Annotated in this window: 15 protein-coding genes; 11 read left to right on the top strand and 4 right to left on the bottom strand. The window is 67.0% G+C overall.

The window, feature by feature from the left end:
* Positions 1–6: 6 nt before the first annotated feature.
* Complete coding sequence (locus ACUJB0_RS15410; protein ID WP_444845986.1) at positions 7–327, top strand: hypothetical protein; 321 nt, start codon at positions 7–9, stop codon at positions 325–327.
* Here ACUJB0_RS15410 and ACUJB0_RS15405 read toward each other — a convergent pair.
* The 3 genes from ACUJB0_RS15405 to ACUJB0_RS15395 all read right to left on the bottom strand — a co-directional run bounded on the left by ACUJB0_RS15405 (position 320) and on the right by ACUJB0_RS15395 (position 8387).
* The gene (locus tag ACUJB0_RS15405; RefSeq protein WP_444845985.1) at positions 320–3601 is read right to left on the bottom strand and encodes an AfsR/SARP family transcriptional regulator; all 3282 of its coding nucleotides are present in this window, start codon (positions 3599–3601) and stop codon (positions 320–322) included. The genes ACUJB0_RS15410 and ACUJB0_RS15405 overlap by 8 nt on opposite strands.
* A gap of 128 nt (positions 3602–3729) precedes the next feature.
* Positions 3730–6846, bottom strand: a complete 3117-nt coding sequence (locus tag ACUJB0_RS15400; protein WP_444845984.1) for a carboxypeptidase-like regulatory domain-containing protein — start codon at positions 6844–6846, stop codon at positions 3730–3732.
* A gap of 104 nt (positions 6847–6950) precedes the next feature.
* A complete protein-coding gene (locus tag ACUJB0_RS15395) occupies positions 6951–8387 on the bottom strand; it encodes a cryptochrome/photolyase family protein (protein ID WP_444845983.1) in 1437 nt (478 codons plus the stop codon).
* 134 nt (positions 8388–8521) lie between these two features.
* On the opposite strand from ACUJB0_RS15395, the gene ACUJB0_RS15390 reads away from it, so the two are divergent.
* From ACUJB0_RS15390 to ACUJB0_RS15365, 6 genes are all read left to right on the top strand, one after another.
* Positions 8522–9172: a YqgE/AlgH family protein gene (locus tag ACUJB0_RS15390; RefSeq protein ID WP_444845982.1), complete on the top strand. Its 651-nt coding sequence runs from the start codon at positions 8522–8524 to the stop codon at positions 9170–9172.
* Positions 9173–9244: 72 nt separating this feature from the next.
* The gene (gene ruvX / locus ACUJB0_RS15385) at positions 9245–9574 is read left to right on the top strand and encodes a Holliday junction resolvase RuvX (protein WP_217430646.1); all 330 of its coding nucleotides are present in this window, start codon (positions 9245–9247) and stop codon (positions 9572–9574) included.
* A gap of 4 nt (positions 9575–9578) precedes the next feature.
* The gene (gene pyrR, locus ACUJB0_RS15380) at positions 9579–10088 is read left to right on the top strand and encodes a bifunctional pyr operon transcriptional regulator/uracil phosphoribosyltransferase PyrR (protein ID WP_117012039.1); all 510 of its coding nucleotides are present in this window, start codon (positions 9579–9581) and stop codon (positions 10086–10088) included.
* Positions 10089–10092: 4 nt separating this feature from the next.
* Positions 10093–11058 (top strand): aspartate carbamoyltransferase catalytic subunit, encoded by a 966-nt coding sequence (locus tag ACUJB0_RS15375; RefSeq protein WP_117012038.1) that lies wholly within the window; start codon positions 10093–10095, stop codon positions 11056–11058.
* 8 nt (positions 11059–11066) lie between these two features.
* Positions 11067–12368, top strand: a complete 1302-nt coding sequence (locus ACUJB0_RS15370; RefSeq protein WP_444845981.1) for a dihydroorotase — start codon at positions 11067–11069, stop codon at positions 12366–12368.
* Positions 12369–12377: 9 nt separating this feature from the next.
* The gene (locus tag ACUJB0_RS15365; RefSeq protein ID WP_444845980.1) at positions 12378–13124 is read left to right on the top strand and encodes a lysophospholipid acyltransferase family protein; all 747 of its coding nucleotides are present in this window, start codon (positions 12378–12380) and stop codon (positions 13122–13124) included.
* Here the strand turns inward: ACUJB0_RS15365 and ACUJB0_RS15360 are convergent.
* Entirely contained in the window at positions 13121–13984 is an 864-nt protein-coding gene (locus ACUJB0_RS15360) for a symmetrical bis(5'-nucleosyl)-tetraphosphatase (protein ID WP_444845979.1), read from the bottom strand. The two genes, ACUJB0_RS15365 and ACUJB0_RS15360, sit on opposite strands and share 4 nt — an antisense overlap.
* Before the next feature lie 140 nt (positions 13985–14124).
* Between ACUJB0_RS15360 and rfbB the strand changes: the two genes are divergently transcribed.
* From rfbB to rfbD, 4 genes are read left to right on the top strand one after another with little or no spacing between them, the layout of a single operon-like run.
* Positions 14125–15198, top strand: coding sequence for a dTDP-glucose 4,6-dehydratase (rfbB, locus tag ACUJB0_RS15355; protein WP_444845978.1), 1074 nt, complete (start codon positions 14125–14127; stop codon positions 15196–15198).
* The gene (gene rfbA / locus ACUJB0_RS15350) at positions 15195–16091 is read left to right on the top strand and encodes a glucose-1-phosphate thymidylyltransferase RfbA (protein WP_161089262.1); all 897 of its coding nucleotides are present in this window, start codon (positions 15195–15197) and stop codon (positions 16089–16091) included. Before rfbB ends, rfbA begins: the two co-directional genes overlap by 4 nt.
* Positions 16088–16636: a dTDP-4-dehydrorhamnose 3,5-epimerase gene (rfbC, locus tag ACUJB0_RS15345; RefSeq protein ID WP_444845977.1), complete on the top strand. Its 549-nt coding sequence runs from the start codon at positions 16088–16090 to the stop codon at positions 16634–16636. Before rfbA ends, rfbC begins: the two co-directional genes overlap by 4 nt.
* Positions 16633–17490, top strand: coding sequence for a dTDP-4-dehydrorhamnose reductase (gene rfbD / locus ACUJB0_RS15340; RefSeq protein WP_444845976.1), 858 nt, complete (start codon positions 16633–16635; stop codon positions 17488–17490). Before rfbC ends, rfbD begins: the two co-directional genes overlap by 4 nt.
* The last annotated feature ends 27 nt before the right edge of the window (positions 17491–17517 follow it).

Raw genomic sequence — 17517 nt, 5'->3', positions numbered from 1 at the left:
ATGAAAATGGATAAGGATCAAAAACTGGTCAACGACATCAGCGCGCTGCTGCGTGACGCCGGCTACACCGGCCTGAATGTGCATACCGACCAAAACGGCACGCTGCTCAACGCCACCCGTGAACGTGGCGGCGTGGTGCTGCGCCTGGCGCCCGATATGCAGAAAGTCAGTCGCCGCACCGAGGGCGGCGCGGCGGAGGCGCGCGCCGAGCGGCTGGATGTGCATCAGGTGCCGGCGATGGAGGGCGTGGATCAGCAGATACGCGCCAATCCGGAACTGGCCAAGGCCATGGGCATCCCGGCTGCGCATCTGAAGTACATCATGTAGCTCGCTTCGATCCGGCCTGGCCCGCGTGATGGGCGGGGCCGGATTGCGCGGCGCAGGCCATCAGCTGCTGCGCCAGCGCTTCGATCTCCGGCGCCACCGGCGCGCCCAGCGCGCTCAATGCCATGCGCTGGTAGCGCCGGTAGACCGCCAGTCCTTCCTCGAAACTGGCGTCGTCCAGGTGGATGCGCATCAGGTCCGTGCTCAGGGCCTTGCAGTACGGGTCGGCCTCCAGCGCGCGCTCCAGCAGTTGTGCGGCGGCTGCCGTGTTGCCGGCGCGGGCCAGCTGGCGGCCTGCTTCGCCCAGCGCGCGCGCCAGCTTGCCGCGCCATAGTTCGCGCCGCGCCAACAGCCACGGCGCGCTTTCCCCATGCAGCAATTCTCCCCGGTACAGCGACAGCACCTGCGTGGATGCCGCCAGCAGCGCGGCTTCGTGCGATGCGGAGGTACTGCCGGCGCCGGCGTCAGCGCCGGTACCGGCGGTGCTGCACTCCTTCGTCAGCGTTTGCAAGCGCGCCAGCAGGCGGTCCATCGCCGCCGTGTCGCTCCAGCAGCGCTGCGGCGCCAGCGACAGCGCTCCCTGTTCCAGCACGATGCTGCCGGCGCCCACCGTCGTCCGCAGGCGCGACAGCGTGGTCTCCAGCGCGTGGCGCGCGGTGTCGCCGTCGGCGTCCGGCCATAGCAGCTCGGCGGCGCGGTCCAGCGAGATGCTGGCCGGCGCGTGGGCGGCGATCAGTTTCAGGATGTCGAGCTGGCGGTGCTTGGATTTGCCTTGCGAGCGCAGTGGCTCGCCGTCGATGCGTAGCTCGAAGCCGCCGAACACGCGTACCTGCACCGGCCATGGCCAGTTGTCGCTGGCGTCTTCGGGCGGCGCCAGGCGCCAGGCGCGTATCACCGCGTTGGCCGCGTCGGGGACGATACCGGCCGCCAGCGCGTGCGCGCACAGTGGCTGCAGGATGTGCGGCGTGGCGAAGGTCAGGTAGCTGCCCTGCGATGCGAAGTGGTACAGCGCGCGGCGCAGCTTTTCCTGTGCCAGCAGCAGCTGCGCCGGTTGCGCCTTGCCGTCGGCGCTGGTGATCTGCAACCACGCCTCCAGCAGGTCGGCCCAGGTGGCGGCAAGCGGCGAGTTGTAGTCGGCGGCGTGGCGGCGCAGGACGGCCGTTTCGGCGGCGCAGCGGTCGCGGTCCAGCAGCGTATAGGCGACGCAGCTGGCGGCCTGCGCGTAGACCTCGTAGGGAATGCTGCCGAAGCGCAGCGCCGCCTCGTGCGCCAGGCGCGCGTGCTCCAGCGCGCCGTGGCCGTCGCCCCGGCAGCTGGCCAGCCAGGTCTGCGTCAGCTGCAGGTGGGCCACCAGGTTGTGGTGCTGCGCCGGCGTTTGCTCGGCGATCTCGGTGGTGGCGGCGGCGGCTTTGTCGAGTTCTCCGCGCAGCAGGCAGGAGGCGGCGTACAGCAGCACGTAGTGAGCGTCCATGATGCGGATGCCGCTGCTTTCCGAACTGGCGCGGCAGGCGGCGAAGGTGGCGTCGAAGCGGGCGTGGTCCATGCCCACCAGCGCATCGTACAGCTGCACCAGGTGCGACAGGTAGCGCGCGTACGGCGGCAGCGCGGAAGCTTCCGGCAGCGCGTCCAGCAGCACGCGCACCTTGCGCACGGCGGCGTAGCGGCCGGACTGGTAGTAGTGCTGGCCCAGCATCGCGCCCAGCCTCACCTTCAGCGTGGGATCGGCCGGCTGGCGCAGCACTTCGAGCGCACGCCGCTCCCACAGTTCCATGTCCTGGTGGCCGGGATCGGTCATGAACAAGCCGCTCCACATGCTGTGCGTCAGGTGCGCTTTCAGGCCGGGATCGGGCAGCTGGTCGTAGTCCTGCGCCGGGTCCACATGCCGCTGCAGGAAGGCGCGCAGCGGCTGTTCGGCCGCGCCGTCGAAGAAGTAGGAGCTGATGATGGCGCTCAGCGCCAGGAAGCGGTGCATCGGCCGGTTCTGCTCCGTGAACGCCTCCAGCGCCTTGAGCAGCGCGGCGCGGGCGCGCGCGGTGTCGCTCATGAACACGGCAAGGCCCAGCCAGTAATGGTGCCACGCGCCGCGATGCGCTTCGGGCAGGGCGTCGATCCAGCGCGCCAGCGTGGTGTGGCGCGCGCTGGCCAGCATCGTCTCGGCGCGCGATTCGATCAGGCCCGCCGCGCGTTCGGGCATGCCGTGTTCCAGTGCCAGCTTGATGGCGGCGTCGCCGCTGCCGTCGGCCAGTAGCGTGTCGACGCAGCCGGCGATCCAGGCGTGGCGCTGCGCCTCGTCGATGCGGGTGGAGGCCCATTTGCGCAGGAAACCCTGGAACAGCGGATGCAGCGCGTACTGGCGGCCGGGGTATTCGTAGATCAACGCTCCCTGCGCGGCCAGACGCGCAACGATGTCGGCCGCGTGCGGCGCGCCGGACAGCGTGGCAGCCCACGCGCCGCTGAAGTTCGGCAGCCAGCATACCGCCAACAGCGTGGCGCGCTCCTCGTCGCTGTAGGCGCTGAACACTTCCTCGGCCAGGTAGCCGACCATCGCTTCCGACAGCACGTCCTCCGCCGCCAGCGCGGCGCCCGGACGGCGCTTTAGCCACGAGGCCACCAGCGCGATGCCGGCCGCCCAGCCGCGCGTGAAGTTGTAGACGCTGTCGGCGACGGTGTCGGCGTGGCCGACGCCCAGCACGTTGAGCAGCACTTCGGTTTCGTCGCGGCTGAAGGCCAATGCGGCGCTGTCCAGTTCATGCATGTCGCCGTGCGCCAGCAGGCGCGCGCAGGCGGACGGCGGCAGCGCGCGGCTCAGCACCACCACCTTGCTGGCCGGCGGCAGCTCGGTCGCCAGCGTTTCGAGGAACTGGCGGAAGAAGGGCGCGTCCTGGCAGCGGTGGGCGTCGTCCATGACGATGCGGCTGGCCGGCGCCAGCGCCGCGCCCAGCGAGCGCGCATACAGCCGCAGGTAGCCCTGCAGCGCGGGCAGGTGTTCGCGCAGCAGTGGCGGCGGTTGCCAGTCCGGCGCCACGCCGCCGTTGACGATGGCTTGTTCGAAGTAGAGCAGGAAGCTGGCCGGGTCGATGTCGGCTTCGTCCAGCCGCAGCCAGGCCACGGTGGGGCCGGCGGCCTGGCAGAACTCCAGTCCCAGGCTGGTCTTGCCGGAACCGGCCGGCGCGGCGATCCAGGTCAGCGTGGCGGGGGAGTCGAGCACCGCCTGCACGGCGTTGCTGCGGCCGATCAGGCGGGCGACGGGACGGGAAGTCTTGGCGAGTGAGGCCATGGTGGCGGTTCCTTGAGGCGAATTGCGCAGGAACAACCAGTTTAATTCTGAATGCCAAAAGAACAAATCTTAAATTTCGACAACTATCGTGCTGCAAGGGGCGGCCGCACCGCCCCTTGCGTTCAGGCTTACACCGGATCGACCTTGTTGGTCAGCGTGAAGTGCGCCTCGGCGTAGTTGTCGCCGTCGACGAACATCCACCAGGTGCCGGTCTTGTTCGGCCCGATGGTGAACGGCGCCAGGTGGCCTTCCTGGTAGTTGTCGCCGTCGGCGTAGCCCTCGCCGTAGCAGCGCAGGGTGGCCTTGACCTGGATGACGTCATTGGCCAGCAGGTCCAGCGTCAGGATCAGGCGGCCCATCGCGTCGTCGGCCACTTGGTCGAACACCTTGACCGCGTGGGTGCTGGACGACGGCCCCAGTTGCGCGATGCTGTAGAAATCTCCGACGCTGTGCGGATACGCGGCGGCGGCGAATTCATAGTCGGTAGTCGCCATCCAGCCGTCGATGGTCAGGCGGCGGAACCAGTGCGGCGGCGGTTGCAGGTCCAGCGTCATGTTCGCGGTCTGGTTGGCCACCACCGTCGCCGAGGCGCTGCCATGCAGCTCCTGCTTCTCGGCGGTCACCAGCACGCTGCCCACCGGTACGCCGGTGAGCGTGAAGCTGCCGTCGGCCGCCGTGTGGGTGAACTGGTTCTGCGAAATCTGCACGCTCACGCCCGCCGCCGGCTTGCCCTCGTAATGCACCACGCCGTGCAGCGTGCCGGTCTGCGCCACCTTTTTCCATTTGTAGATGGTCACTTCCTCCCAGCGCGCCGGCCGGTAGATCAACGGCTCGCAATAGCCGTACAGCGGCGCGTCGAAGAAGCACAGGTTGGCGGGGCTGACGGCGTTGGCGTCGCCAGTGTGGCGCCAGGCGTCGGAGTCCTTGGCGTCGGTGTCGCACCAGTCGGAGGCGAAGGCGTTGAGCATCTGGTTGGCGGTATCGTCGGCGGCGTCGGTCAGCGCGTTGCCGAACCAGCCGGCGCTCTCCAGCACCATCTCGTGGATCTTCGAGTACAACACCTCGCCGGCGGCGATGCGTTCGTCGGACTGGTAGAGATACAGGCCGTCCGGCGTGGACGGCGTGATGCCGGCGCCGGCGGCCAGGTCGCTCTGTTCCAGCATGCCGCCTTCCATCGGCACGCCGGACTGCTTGATCGACATCCACAGCAGCGACGAGCACACGGTCGGGAAGGTGTTGGCCGCCCATTTGGCGCTGGCTGGCGCCTTGTCGGTCAGGCCGATGGCGGGATTGGTGTAGCAGAAGAAGCGGTAGTGGCTCTTGCCGGCCTGCTGCGCGGCGAAATCGGCGATACCGTGCAGCGTCTGGCGGATCTCCAGCGTTTCCTTCAGCGGATCGGGCTTGACCACCATGGCCGGCACGATCTCCGGCGCCACGCCGCCCAGGTCCAGCTTCGATTCGATGGTGGCGAAGCCCGCGATCGAATGCTTCTTGCCGGTCTCGGGATCGACCATGTCCTCGCCGTCGACCGCGTGTTCGACGGTCTGCGTGACCACGCCCGGCCACAGGTATTTGAGCACGTCGGGACGGGCGCCGTCGCCGCCGATGAATTCGATCAGACGGTCTTCCGATGCGGTGGAGTGGGTGATTTCGTCGCGGTTGCGGGTCATGATGCCGGAGTGCGAGTAGCGCTGCGGCGGCGTCACCGTCTGCAGCACGGCGGAGATCAGGCTGCCGTTGCTGGGGTTGAGGATCAAGTCGCCCTTCTTGGCGTTCATGAAGCGCGGCGGCATCTGCATCCAGCGCTTTTCCTGGGTCGGCATGCAGTACATGCCGTCGGGGATGTGGTCCGGCATATTCCACGGATCGCACTCCTGGCCTTCGACCGGGAACGGCGGCTCCACGTGCAGGTCCATCGCCGTCAGCGTTTGCAGCGGTTGCAGCGCGCTGGCCAGCACGGCCGGCATGCGGCTCACGCCCACTTGCAGCGTCGACGCGGCAGCCGGCAGCATGCCGTAGCTGCCCAGTCGCTTCACTTCGTCCAGCGTGATCGAGCCGGGATTGGCGACCAGCTGGCGGCTGGCCAGGTCGCTCAGCAGGGCTTGCGCGTTGGCGTTGACCAGCAGCTTCCTGCTCATGTGCTGCGGCAGATCGAAGTGCGCGCTGACGCGCACCGGCAGCCCGTTTGGCGCCGTGCCGCGATAGTGCACGCTGAAGGCGATGGCCTGCTGCGGCAGCTGCGCTTTCGGGACGACGACGTCGATGCGGGTCGCGGCCTGCGCCTTCAGCACGACGGCGCTGGCGGTGGCGGGGCGCAGTTCGAATTCGCGCGGACCGTCTTCATAGGCCAGCTCCAGCTGCATGCTGCTCAAGGTCAGGTTGTTCGCTTCGGGATTGCGCACGACGAAGCTGGCGCGGTAGCTGCCGTCGATGAACTGGGCGCTGAAGTCGCTGCTCTCGACCGGCGGCTGCAGCACGCCGCGCTGGCGCGCCAGGAAGTAGGGATTGGCCACGCTGACGCTGCGCTGGATCGTGCGCGCCGCCTCGCCCGGCTGCTGCACCGTCACCTGCACGTGGAACACCGTGTGCGGCCGGTTGGGATTGAGCTGCGCGGAGAAGTCATGCTGCAGCGTGGGATGCGTGCTGCCCAGTGCGATGGCGCCCAGCTGCCAGTTGTAGACGGCGGCCGTGGCGCCGCCGCCCATGTTGATGGCGGCGCGCGGCGGCGTGGTGGTCAGGATGGGATGGCTGGCGGCGTCGCGCGCGGGAATGGTCAATGCGCTCATCGCGGTCTTGCGCGGCACGATGGGGCCAGTTGGAATGGCCGGAGTGCGCGGCTTGATCTCGATGCGCGGACGCGGCGTGCCCTGGGTGCGGCGCTCGGGCGCGTTCTGCACCGTCAGTATCATCGTGGTGGGATTGTGCGGCGCGCTGCGCACCGTCAGCATCGGCGGCTGCTTGCCGTCGGCGGGAGCGTTGATCTGGACTTCGGCTTTCAGCTTCTCGATGGCGCCGCGCTTGCCGGCGACGACGTTGATGGTCTTCTTGCCGGCCCGGTTCCAGACCAGGTACTGCTTGGAGCCGGGCACGCCGTTGATGCTGATGTTGGCGCTTTCGGTGTTGTCGTAGGACTGGCCGTTCGGGGCCTTGACTTCGACGCAGACGCTTTCGCCGATGGCGGCCACGGTTGGCGTGCAGACGACGGAACCAAGCAGCGGGGTTGGGGCGGTTGGTGCTTGCAACATGGGAACTCCTGTGGACGTTGGGAATGATGACGTCAGGCCTGTTTTCGGCGGGCCTGGTGTTCCCAGTGTCGTGTGGAGCGTCCCACAAATCGCTCACAAATGCGTTAGCCGTCCTTCTTCACCACCGCGTAGCGTTCCAACGTGCGCTTGCGCGCCTCGTCGTGCATGACCAGCGGATCGGGATAGTCCAGCGGCAGCATGCGCGGCACCAGCCACGGCGCGTGGATTTCCTTGTCGCTCAAGTCCTTCAGCTGCGGCAGGTAGCGGCGGATGAATTTACCCGAGGCGTCGAACTTTTCCGATTGCGTGATCGGATTGAAGATGCGGAAGTAGGGCTGGGCGTCGCAGCCGGACGAGGAGGCCCACTGCCAGCCGCCGTTGTTGGAGGCCAGGTCGAAGTCGTTCAGGTGCTGCGCGAAGTAGGCTTCGCCACGGCGCCAGTCGATGCCCAGGTCCTTGATCAGGAAGCAGGCCGTCACCATGCGCAGGCGGTTGTGCATGTAGCCGGTCTGGTTCAGCTGCGCCATGGCGGCGTCCACCAGCGGATAGCCGGTGCGGCCCTCGCACCAGGCGGCGAACAGCTCGTCCGCATGGGGGCCGGTTTCCCACTCGATGGCGTCGTAGGCCGGCTTGTAGGAGCCGCCCACCACGTGCGGGTTGTGGTACAGGATCATCGCGTAAAACTCGCGCCAGATCAATTCCGCCAGCCAGACCGGCGCGCCTTCGCCGCCGGCGCCACGTGCCATCAGGTCCAGCACGGTGCGCACCAGGTGCCGCACCGACAGCGTGCCGAAGCGGAAGTGGATCGACAAATAGGACGGTCCCTTCACGGCCGGATAGTCGCGCGCCTCCTTGTAGCTGGCGATGCGGGGCAGGAAGTCCTCCAGCAGCGCGGTGGCGCCGGACATGCCGGTCGGGATCTTCAGCGCGGCCAGGTTGCTGGGCTCGAAGCCGAGCTCGGCCAGAGTCGGCAGGGCCGGAGCGTTGGCCGGGGCTGGCGCCAGGCGCGCGGCCAGCGGTTCGACGTGGTACGGCGCCAGCACCGACGGGTCCGCCTCCAGCTTCTTCAGCCAGGCATTCTTGTACGGCGTGAACACCGAGAACACGCCGCCGGTTTGCGACAGCACTTCGCTCTTCTCGAAGATCACCTGGTCCTTGCAGCTGACGAAGCGGCGGCCATCGGCCTGCAGCGCCCGCTCCACGGCGGCGTCGCGGGCGATGGCTTGCGGCTCGTAGTCGTGGTTGCAGTAGACGGCGTCCACGCCCAGTTCGGCGGCCAGGGCAGGGATCGCGGCGGCCGGATCGGCATGGCGCACGATCAGGTGGCCGCCCAGCTGTTCTAGCTCCGTGGCCACTTCGGCGATGCTGGCATGGATGAAGTCGACCCGCCGGTCGCGGCGCGGCAGGCCGTCCAGGATGGTGGTGTCATAGACAAAAACGCAATGCACGCGGGCGCTGTCTTGCAGGGCGCGGTGCAGGGCTGCATGGTCGAAAACCCGCAAATCGCGGCGCAACCAGACTAGGGAGGAATTCAGTTTCATTGAGTCTGTGTCAATCTCGTGTGGGAACTCAAACGTGGCCGCATCCGCAATTCAGTGTAAACTAGCGGTTAGACAGAGTTGCTAGCCGCGCGAATACTACAGTAATTGTCAGCAGCACAGAAAGAACCACGCATATGAAGAAAAGCAAAATCGGCCAAACTCTCCCTGTACCCGGCATGCTCCAGGAAGCCGGCGATCCGTTGGAAGCCCCAGGCGCCGGCGCCACCGCCACCCTGAACCTGGCAAATCATTTCCTGATTGCAATGCCTTCCATGCAAGATCCGGTGTTTGGCGGGACTGTCGTGTACGTGTGCGAGCACAACGAAAACGGCGTGCTGGGCGTGGTCATCAACAAACCCACCGACATGACGATGGAAGTGCTGTTCGAGCGCATCGACCTCAAGCTGGAGTCCAATGTCGACGTCGACGCCCCCATCATGTTCGGCGGCCCGGTGCAGGACGACCGCGGCTTCGTGCTGCACACGCCGGGCACCCGCTATTCCTCGTCGCTGACGGTGACCAAGGACGTGGCCTTCACCACCTCGATCGACGTGCTGGAGGCCGTGGCCGCCGGCGAAGGTCCGCCGCGCATGCTGGTGTCGATCGGCTATTCGGGCTGGAGCCCGGGCCAGCTGGAGGACGAGATCAGCCGCAACGGCTGGCTGACCGTGGGCGCCGATCCCGACATCCTGTTCAAGCTCCCGATCGAGGAGCGCTACACGGCCGCCATGCGCCTGCTGGGCATCGATCCGCTGATGCTGACCTCGGAGGCCGGGCATGCATAAGGTGCCAGGCTAACCGTGACCATCGAGACCATCTTCGCATTCGATTTCGGCGTCAAGCGCATCGGCGTCGCCATGGGCAACACCATGATTCGCCAGGCCGAGCCGGTCAAGGTGATCGCCGCCATCGACAACGCCACCCGCTTTGCCGACATCCAGGCGCTGCTGGACGAGTGGAAGCCGGCGCGGCTGGTGGTCGGCCTGCCCATGCATCCCGACGGCGCCGCGCACGAGATGACGGCGCGCGCCCGCAAGTTCGCCAACCAGCTGCATGGCCGCTTCAACCTGCCGGTGGAGCTGGTGGACGAACGCTATTCCTCGGCCGTGATCACGGCCAAGCGCGGCGAGGTCATCGACGACCGCGCCGCCGCCATCATCCTGCAACAATATTTCGACTCTCATTAAACCCATGTCCACACTGAATCCCCACCAACTCGACGCCGAAGCGCTGTATGCGACCCTGCTGGCCGACGTCAAAGCCGGCCTGGCCGGCGTGGCCGATGTCGCCATCGTCGGCATCCACTCCGGCGGCGCCTGGATCGCCGAGCGCCTCGCGGCCGACCTCGGCCTGTCCGCCCGCTGCGGCGTGCTGGACGTGTCCTTCTACCGCGACGACTACGCCAAGAAGGGCCTGCCGGCCGACATCAAGCCGACCAACATCGGCTTCGACGTGGCGGCCGCCAATATCCTGCTGGTGGACGACGTGCTGTACACCGGCCGCACCACGCGCGCCGCGATCAACGAGCTGTTCGACTACGGACGCCCGGCGCGCATCATGCTGGCCGCGCTGGTCGACCGCGGCGAGCGCCAGCTGCCGGTGGCGGCCGACTTCGTCGCCGGCCACGTGCAGGTGCCGCCGGGACAGGCGCTGGTGCTCAAGCGCGCCGACGATGGAAAATTCACGCTAACCATAGAATAAAACCATGCTTAATCCGCAACTGAATAAACACGGCGAACTCCAGCACCTGCTGTCGATCGAGGGACTGCCCAAGTCCATCGTCAACCACATCCTGGACACCGCCTCGTCGTTCGTCGGCATCTCCGACCGCGACGTCAAGAAGGTCCCGCTGATGCGCGGCAAATCGGTGTTCAACCTGTTCTTCGAGAACTCCACGCGCACCCGCACCACCTTCGAGATCGCCTCGAAGCGCCTGTCGGCCGACGTGATCAACCTGAACATCCAGGCCTCGTCCGCCAGCAAGGGCGAATCGCTGCTCGACACCATCGACAACCTGTCGGCCATGCACGCCGACATGTTCGTGGTGCGCCACGCGCAGTCGGGAGCGCCCTACCTGATCGCCAAGCACCTGCACGACACCAAGCAGCCGCACGTCCACGTGGTCAACGCCGGCGACGGCCGCCACGCGCACCCGACCCAGGGTCTGCTGGACATGTACACCATCCGCCACTACAAGAAGGACTTCACCAACCTGACGGTGGCGATCGTCGGCGACATCCTGCACAGCCGGGTGGCCCGTTCCGACATCCACGCGCTGACCACGCTGGGCGTGCCGGAAGTGCGCGCCATCGGCCCGCACACGCTGCTGCCGGGCGGCCTGGAGCAGATGGGCGTGCGCACCTTCACCAACATGGAAGAGGGCTTGAAGGGCGTGGACGTGATCATCATGCTGCGCCTGCAGAACGAGCGCATGAGCGGCGCGCTGCTGCCGTCGGCGCAGGAATACTTCAAGAGCTACGGCCTGACGCCGGAACGCCTGGCGCTGGCCAAGCCGGACGCGATCGTCATGCACCCGGGCCCGATGAACCGCGGCGTCGAGATCGACTCGGCGGTGGCGGACGGTCCGCAGGCGGTGATCCTGCCGCAGGTGACGTTCGGGATTGCGGTACGCATGGCGGTGATGAGCATAGTGGCGGGGACGCAGGGATGAAAGCAGGCATGAAACTTCATATCAAAAACGGCCACCTGATCGATCCGGCCAACGGCATCGATGGCAAGAACGACCTTTATATCGCCGACGGCAAGGTGCTGGCGATTGGCAGCGCGCCGGCCGGCTTCACGGCCGACCAGACCATCGACGCGAGCGGCCTGATCGTCTCGCCCGGTTTCGTCGACCTGTCGGCGCGCCTGCGCGAGCCGGGCTACGAATACAAGGCCACGCTGGAATCGGAAATGCAGGCCGCCATGCAAGGCGGCGTGACCAGCCTGATCTGCCCGCCCGACACCGATCCGGTGCTCGACGAGCCGGGCCTGGTCGAGATGCTCAAGCACCGCGCCAAGACGCTGAACCAGGCCAATGTGCACCCGCTGGGCGCGCTGACCGTCGGCCTCAAGGGCCAGGCGCTGACCGAGATGGCCGAGCTGACCGAGGCCGGCTGCATCGGCTTCGCCCAGGCGGAGGAGCCGATCGAGGACACCAACGTGCTGCTGCGCGCGATGCAGTACGCCAAGACCTTCAACTACACCGTGTGGCTGCGTCCGCAGGACGCGCACATCGGCCGCGGCGGCATCGCGGCCAGCGGCCCGCTGGCCTCGCGCCTGGGCCTGTCCGGCGTGCCGGTGATGTCGGAGACCATCGCGCTGCACACCATCTTCGAGCTGATGCGTTCGACCGGCGCCCGCGTGCACCTGTGCCGCATGTCGTCGGCGGCCGGCCTTGAGCTGGTGCGCAACGCCAAGAAGGAAGGCTTGCCGGTCACCTGCGACGTCGGCGCCCACCACATCCACCTGACCGACGCCGACATCGGCTTCTTCGATTCGAACGCGCGCGTGACGCCGCCGTTCCGCAGCCAGCGCGACCGCGACGCGATCCGCCTGGGCCTGCTGGACGGCACCATCGACGCGCTGTGCTCGGACCACACGCCGGTCGACGACGACGAGAAGCTGCTGCCGTTCGGCGAAGCCTCGCCCGGCGCCACCGGACTGGAGCTGCTGCTGTCGCTGGCGCTGAAATGGGCCGACGACTACGCCGCCACCCAGGACACGGGTTCGGTGCGTCCGCTGGCACGCGCGCTGGCCCGCATCACGTCCGACGCGGCCCGCGTGGCCGGGCTGGACGCCGGCACCCTGTCGGTCGGCGCGGCGGCCGACGTCTGCCTGTTCGATCCGGAAGCGCGCTGGACGGTGGAAGCGTCGGCGCTGGCCAGCCAGGGCAAGCACACGCCTTTCCTCGGCTACAACCTGGCCGGACAGGTCCGCGCCACCATCGTGGCCGGGCACGTCGCCTTCCAACGCAGCTGATCGGTTTGCATGAAGCTTTCGATGATCTTCCGCCTGGCGCGGGTGTTTCTGCATGTGCTAGTCGGAATGGCGATCTGCGCGACGGTGTTCCCGTGGATCGGCCAGGAAAAGCGTAACGGCCACATCCGCCGCTGGTCGACCAAGCTTTTAGCGATGTGCAATGTGACGGTGGAGCAGAGCGCCGGCGTGCCGCTGCTGGACCGCGCGATGGTGGTGGCCAACCACGTGTCGTGGCTGGACATCTTCGTCATCCACAGCCTGCATCCGAGCCACTTCGTGGCCAAGGCCGAGATCCGCTCGTGGCCGCTGGCCGGCTGGCTGGCGGAGAAGGCCGGCACGGTCTTCATCGCGCGCGGCAACCGGCGCGATTTGCGGCACATCTTCAAGGGACTGGTGCACAGCCTGGAGCGCGGCGAGCGCGTGGCCTTCTTCCCGGAGGGGACCACGGCGGCGCAGGGCAACCTGCTGCCGTTCCACGCCAACCTGTTCGAGGCGGCCATCGACGCCAGGGTGCCGGTGCAGGCCATCGCGCTGTCGTACCGCGATCCTTCCGGCGCCTCGCATCCGTCGGTGGATTTCATCGGCGAGACCACCTTCGCCGAGAGCATCATGCTGATCCTGGACGGCCCGCCGGTGAAGGCGCGCCTGACGATACTGCCGGCCATCGACAGCATCGGCGCGCACCGCCGCGAACTGGCCGAGGCCTCGCACCAGGCCGTCGCCGCCGCGCTGGGTGTGACGGCGGCGCCGCACTAGCCTTTCTTGCCGCCATGCTGCTGGAACGCCGGACACGGCACCTGCAGCAGGGCCCGGTCCTCGAGGCACACGGCGGACAGCTGCCCGCCCCACACGCAGCCGCTGTCGAGGCCGATCAAATGCGGCTGCATCACCAGCCCCAGCGCCGACCAGTGGCCGAACACCACCGTGTCCTTGCGGCTGCGCCGGCCCGGCACCTCGAACCACGGCATCAGGCCCGAACCCGGTTCGGCCGTGCCGCTTTCCTTCATCTTGAAATCCATCCTGCCCTCGGCGGTGCAGAAGCGCAGCCGCGTCATTGCGTTGATGATGCAGCGCAGCCGGTCCGCGCCCTGCAATGCGTCGCTCCACTGGTCGGGCAGGTTGCCGTACATCTCGGCCAGGAATTCGGCCAGGCCGGGGCCGCGCAGCATCTGCTGCACCTCGCCGGCCAGCGCCATGGCCTGCGCCGCTGTCCACTGCGGCAGCAGGCCGGCGTGCACCAGCACGTGGCCTTGGGTGTGGATGGCCAGCGGACGGCGCCGCAGCCAGTCGATCAGCTCGTCGCGGTCGGGCGCGTGCAGGATCTCGGCCAAGGTGTCGGACTTGTGCTCGGGCCGGATGCCGTAGGCCACCGCCAGCAGGTGCAGGTCGTGGTTGCCCAGTACGCTGTCGATGCGGCCGCCGCTGCCCATGGCCAGCGCGCGCACGTGGCGCAGCGTGGCCAGCGAGTCGGGGCCGCGATTGATCAGGTCGCCCGCGAAAAAGATGCGGTGCTCGACGCCGGGATCGCGCTCGGCGGCGTCGGCGTTGACGCGTTCCAGAAGGGAAAGTGTTTGCTCATGGCAACCTTGAAGGTCGCCAATCAGATAGGTTCTCATTGTTTGACCTGTTTGCGTGGAAGCGGACGTGAAATATCGTCCAAAAAGCGTTAGCACTGGAACGATTTTTCGCACCAGTGAGCGCAAGATCACATAAAATTGTAGCCATTGCTAAATTAACTTGCTCTTCGGGATACTAAATGATTTTTGTAACGGGTGGTGCTGGTTTTATTGGTTCAAATTTTGTGTTGGACTGGCTGGCGCAAAGCGATGAACCAGTCCTCAATTACGATAAGCTGACGTATGCGGGCAATCTGAACAACCTGGCCTCGCTCAAGCAGGACGCGCGTCACATCTTCGTGCGCGGCGACATCTGCGATCAGGCCCAGGTGCTGGCGCTGTTCCAGCAGCACAAGCCGCGCGCGGTGGTGCACTTCGCCGCCGAGAGCCATGTGGACCGCTCCATCCTCGGACCTGGCGAGTTCATCAACACCAACATCAACGGCACCTTCAGCCTGCTGGAAGCCACGCGCGCCTACTGGTCGGCGCTGCCGGCCGACGAGCAGGCCGCCTTCCGCTTCCTGCACGTGTCCACCGACGAGGTCTACGGCACGCTGGGCCCGGACGACGCGCCGTTCAGCGAAACCACCGCGTTCGCGCCGAACAGCCCGTACTCGGCGTCGAAGGCCGCCTCCGACCACCTGGTGCGCTCGTATCACCACACCTACGGCCTGCCGGTGCTGACCACCAACTGCTCCAACAACTACGGCCCGTACCACTTCCCGGAAAAACTGATCCCGCTGATCATCGCCAACGCGCAAGCCGGCAAGCCGCTGCCGATCTACGGCGACGGCCAGCAGGTGCGCGACTGGCTGTACGTCAGCGACCACTGCGCGGCGATCCGCCGCGTGCTGGAGGCCGGCCGCCTGGGCGAGACCTACAACGTCGGCGGCTGGAACGAGATGGCCAACCTGGACGTGGTGCACACGCTGTGCGACATGCTCGACAAATTGAAACCCAAGGCGGACGGCGCCAGCTACCGCGCGCAGATCACCTACGTCAAGGACCGTCCCGGCCACGACCGCCGCTACGCCATCGACGCCCGCAAGCTCGAGCGTGAACTGGGCTGGAAGCCGGCCGAGACCTTCCAGACCGGCATCGCCAAGACCGTCCAGTGGTACCTGGACAACCAGGCCTGGGTGGCCGACGTGCAGTCGGGCAGCTACGCCAAGTGGGTGGAAACCAATTACTTTAATCGCGAAGGCCAGCAATGAGCATTTCTAACCGCAAAGGCATTATCCTGGCAGGTGGCTCCGGCACCCGGCTGTATCCGGTGACGATGAGCGTCTCCAAGCAGCTGCTGCCGATCTACGACAAGCCGATGATCTACCACCCGCTGACGGTGCTGATGTTGGCCGGCATGACCGAGATCCTGCTGATCTCGACGCCGCAGGACACCCCGCGCTTCCAGGACCTGCTGGGCGACGGCAGCCAGTGGGGCATCAGCATCAGCTACGCGGTGCAGCCGTCGCCGGACGGGCTGGCGCAGGCCTTCATCATCGGCAAGGAATTCGTCGGCGACTCGCCGTCCGCGCTGATCCTGGGCGATAACATCTACTACGGCAACGACCTCGACGCGCTGCTGCGCCATGCCACCGAGCAGACCGACGGCGCCACCGTGTTCGCCTACCACGTGCAGGACCCGGAACGCTACGGCGTGGTCGAGTTCGACGGCGACCGCACCGCGGTGTCGATCGAGGAAAAGCCGCTCAAGCCGAAATCGAACTACGCCGTCACCGGCCTGTACTTCTACGACAACCAGGTGTGCGACATCGCGGCCGGCATCAAGCCGTCCGCGCGCGGCGAGCTGGAGATCACCGACGTCAACCGCGTCTACCTGGAGAAGCGCCAGCTCAACGTCGAAGTGATGGGGCGCGGCATGGCCTGGCTCGACACCGGCACCCACGACTCGCTGCTGGACGCGTCGCAGTTCATCGCCACCATTGAAAAACGCCAGGGCCTGAAAGTGGCCTGCCCGGAAGAGATCGCGTACCGCAAGGGCTATATCGACGCCGCCCAGCTGCGCAAGCTGGCCGAGCCGCTGAAGAAAAACAACTACGGTCAATACCTGTTGCAAATCCTCGAAGATAAGGTCGTGCCACGATGAATGTGATCGCTACACCGTTGGAAGGCTTGCTGGTGCTGGAGCCGCGCGTGTTCGGCGACGACCGCGGTTTTTTCTATGAGAGCTTCAATGCCCGCCGTTTCGCCGAGCTGACCGGCGTGACCCTGCCCTTCGTGCAGGACAACCATTCGCGCTCGGCCAAGGGCGTGCTGCGTGGCCTGCACTACCAGATCCAGCAGGCGCAGGGCAAGCTGGTGCGCGCCACCGCCGGCAGCGTGTTCGACGTCGCCGTCGACATGCGCAAGAGCTCGGCGACCTTCGGCCAGTGGTACGGCATCGAACTGTCGGCCGAGAACAAGAAGCAGATGTGGATCCCGCCCGGCTTCGCGCACGGCTTCGTGGTCACCAGCGACGCCGCCGAATTCCTCTACAAGACCACCGACTACTGGGCGCCCGAGCACGAGCGCTCGGTGCTGTGGAACGACCCGGCCATCGGCATCGAGTGGCCGGCGCTGGACGCGGCGCCGCTGCTGTCGGCCAAGGACCAGGCCGCCGTGCTGCTGGCCGACGCCGAGGTGTTCGCATGAAGGTGCTGCTGACCGGCAGTACCGGCCAGGTGGGCTATGAACTTGCGCGCAGCCTGCAGGGCATCGGCGAGGTGGTGGCGGTGGACCGCAACGTGATGGACCTGTCCGACCTGGACCAGGTGCGCGACGTGATCCGCCGCGAAAAGCCGGGCCTGATCGTCAACCCGGCCGCCTACACGGCGGTCGACAAGGCCGAGAGCGAGCCCGAGCTGGCGCACCGCATCAACGCCGAGGCGCCGGGCCTGATGGCGCAGGAAGCCAAGCTGCTGGGCGCGGCCATGGTGCACTACTCGACCGACTATGTGTTCGACGGCGGCCAGCCGTCGGCGCGCAGGGAGGACGACCCGACCGGCCCGCTCAACGTCTACGGCGCCAGCAAGCTGGCCGGCGAGCAGGCCATCGCGGCGGCCGGCATTCCGCACCTGATCTTCCGCACCAGCTGGGTGTACGGCATGCGCGGCAAGAACTTCCTGCTGACCATGCTGCGCCTGGCCAAGGAGCGCGACGAGCTGCGCGTGGTGGCCGACCAGCACGGCGCGCCGACCTGGAGCCGCACCATCGCCGACACCACCGCGCTGGTGCTGTCGCAAGCCCACGCGGGCGGACGCGAGTGGTGGGTGCAGAACAGCGGCGTGTATCACCTGAGCGCGCAGGGCCAGACCACCTGGTTCGACTTCACCCGGGCCATCGTCGAGGCGGCCGGGCTGGAGTGCCGCGTGCTGCCGATCACCAGCGCCGAGTATCCGGTGCCGGCCAAGCGCCCGCAGTACTCGGTGATGTCGTCCGAGCGGCTGATGGCGCGTTTCTGCCATTTGCCGGACTGGAAGGAAGCCCTGCGCCTGTGCATGGGCTAAGTTGTATCGGTTGGTAAGCCCGTTTCA

Origin of the sequence: Duganella caerulea (assembly GCF_040362985.1) — a bacterium.
GTDB lineage: Bacteria > Pseudomonadota > Gammaproteobacteria > Burkholderiales > Burkholderiaceae_D > Rugamonas > Rugamonas vulcania.
The sequence above is the reverse complement of the archived record's forward strand: the minus strand, read 5'-3'. Positions and strand labels throughout refer to the sequence as shown.

Excerpts from the sequence above, each read along its gene's own strand:
- ACUJB0_RS15410 (WP_444845986.1), top strand. The coding sequence starts at position 7 with ATGGATAAGGATCAAAAACTGGTCAACGACATCAGCGCGCTGCTGCGT.
- ACUJB0_RS15405 (WP_444845985.1), bottom strand. The coding sequence starts at position 3,601 with ATGGCCTCACTCGCCAAGACTTCCCGTCCCGTCGCCCGCCTGATCGGC.
- ACUJB0_RS15400 (WP_444845984.1), bottom strand. The coding sequence starts at position 6,846 with ATGTTGCAAGCACCAACCGCCCCAACCCCGCTGCTTGGTTCCGTCGTC.
- ACUJB0_RS15395 (WP_444845983.1), bottom strand. The coding sequence starts at position 8,387 with ATGAAACTGAATTCCTCCCTAGTCTGGTTGCGCCGCGATTTGCGGGTT.
- ACUJB0_RS15390 (WP_444845982.1), top strand. The coding sequence starts at position 8,522 with ATGAAGAAAAGCAAAATCGGCCAAACTCTCCCTGTACCCGGCATGCTC.
- ruvX (WP_217430646.1), top strand. The coding sequence starts at position 9,245 with ATGGGCAACACCATGATTCGCCAGGCCGAGCCGGTCAAGGTGATCGCC.
- pyrR (WP_117012039.1), top strand. The coding sequence starts at position 9,579 with ATGTCCACACTGAATCCCCACCAACTCGACGCCGAAGCGCTGTATGCG.
- ACUJB0_RS15375 (WP_117012038.1), top strand. The coding sequence starts at position 10,093 with ATGCTTAATCCGCAACTGAATAAACACGGCGAACTCCAGCACCTGCTG.
- ACUJB0_RS15370 (WP_444845981.1), top strand. The coding sequence starts at position 11,067 with ATGAAACTTCATATCAAAAACGGCCACCTGATCGATCCGGCCAACGGC.
- ACUJB0_RS15365 (WP_444845980.1), top strand. The coding sequence starts at position 12,378 with ATGAAGCTTTCGATGATCTTCCGCCTGGCGCGGGTGTTTCTGCATGTG.
- ACUJB0_RS15360 (WP_444845979.1), bottom strand. The coding sequence starts at position 13,984 with ATGAGAACCTATCTGATTGGCGACCTTCAAGGTTGCCATGAGCAAACA.
- rfbB (WP_444845978.1), top strand. The coding sequence starts at position 14,125 with ATGATTTTTGTAACGGGTGGTGCTGGTTTTATTGGTTCAAATTTTGTG.
- rfbA (WP_161089262.1), top strand. The coding sequence starts at position 15,195 with ATGAGCATTTCTAACCGCAAAGGCATTATCCTGGCAGGTGGCTCCGGC.
- rfbC (WP_444845977.1), top strand. The coding sequence starts at position 16,088 with ATGAATGTGATCGCTACACCGTTGGAAGGCTTGCTGGTGCTGGAGCCG.
- rfbD (WP_444845976.1), top strand. The coding sequence starts at position 16,633 with ATGAAGGTGCTGCTGACCGGCAGTACCGGCCAGGTGGGCTATGAACTT.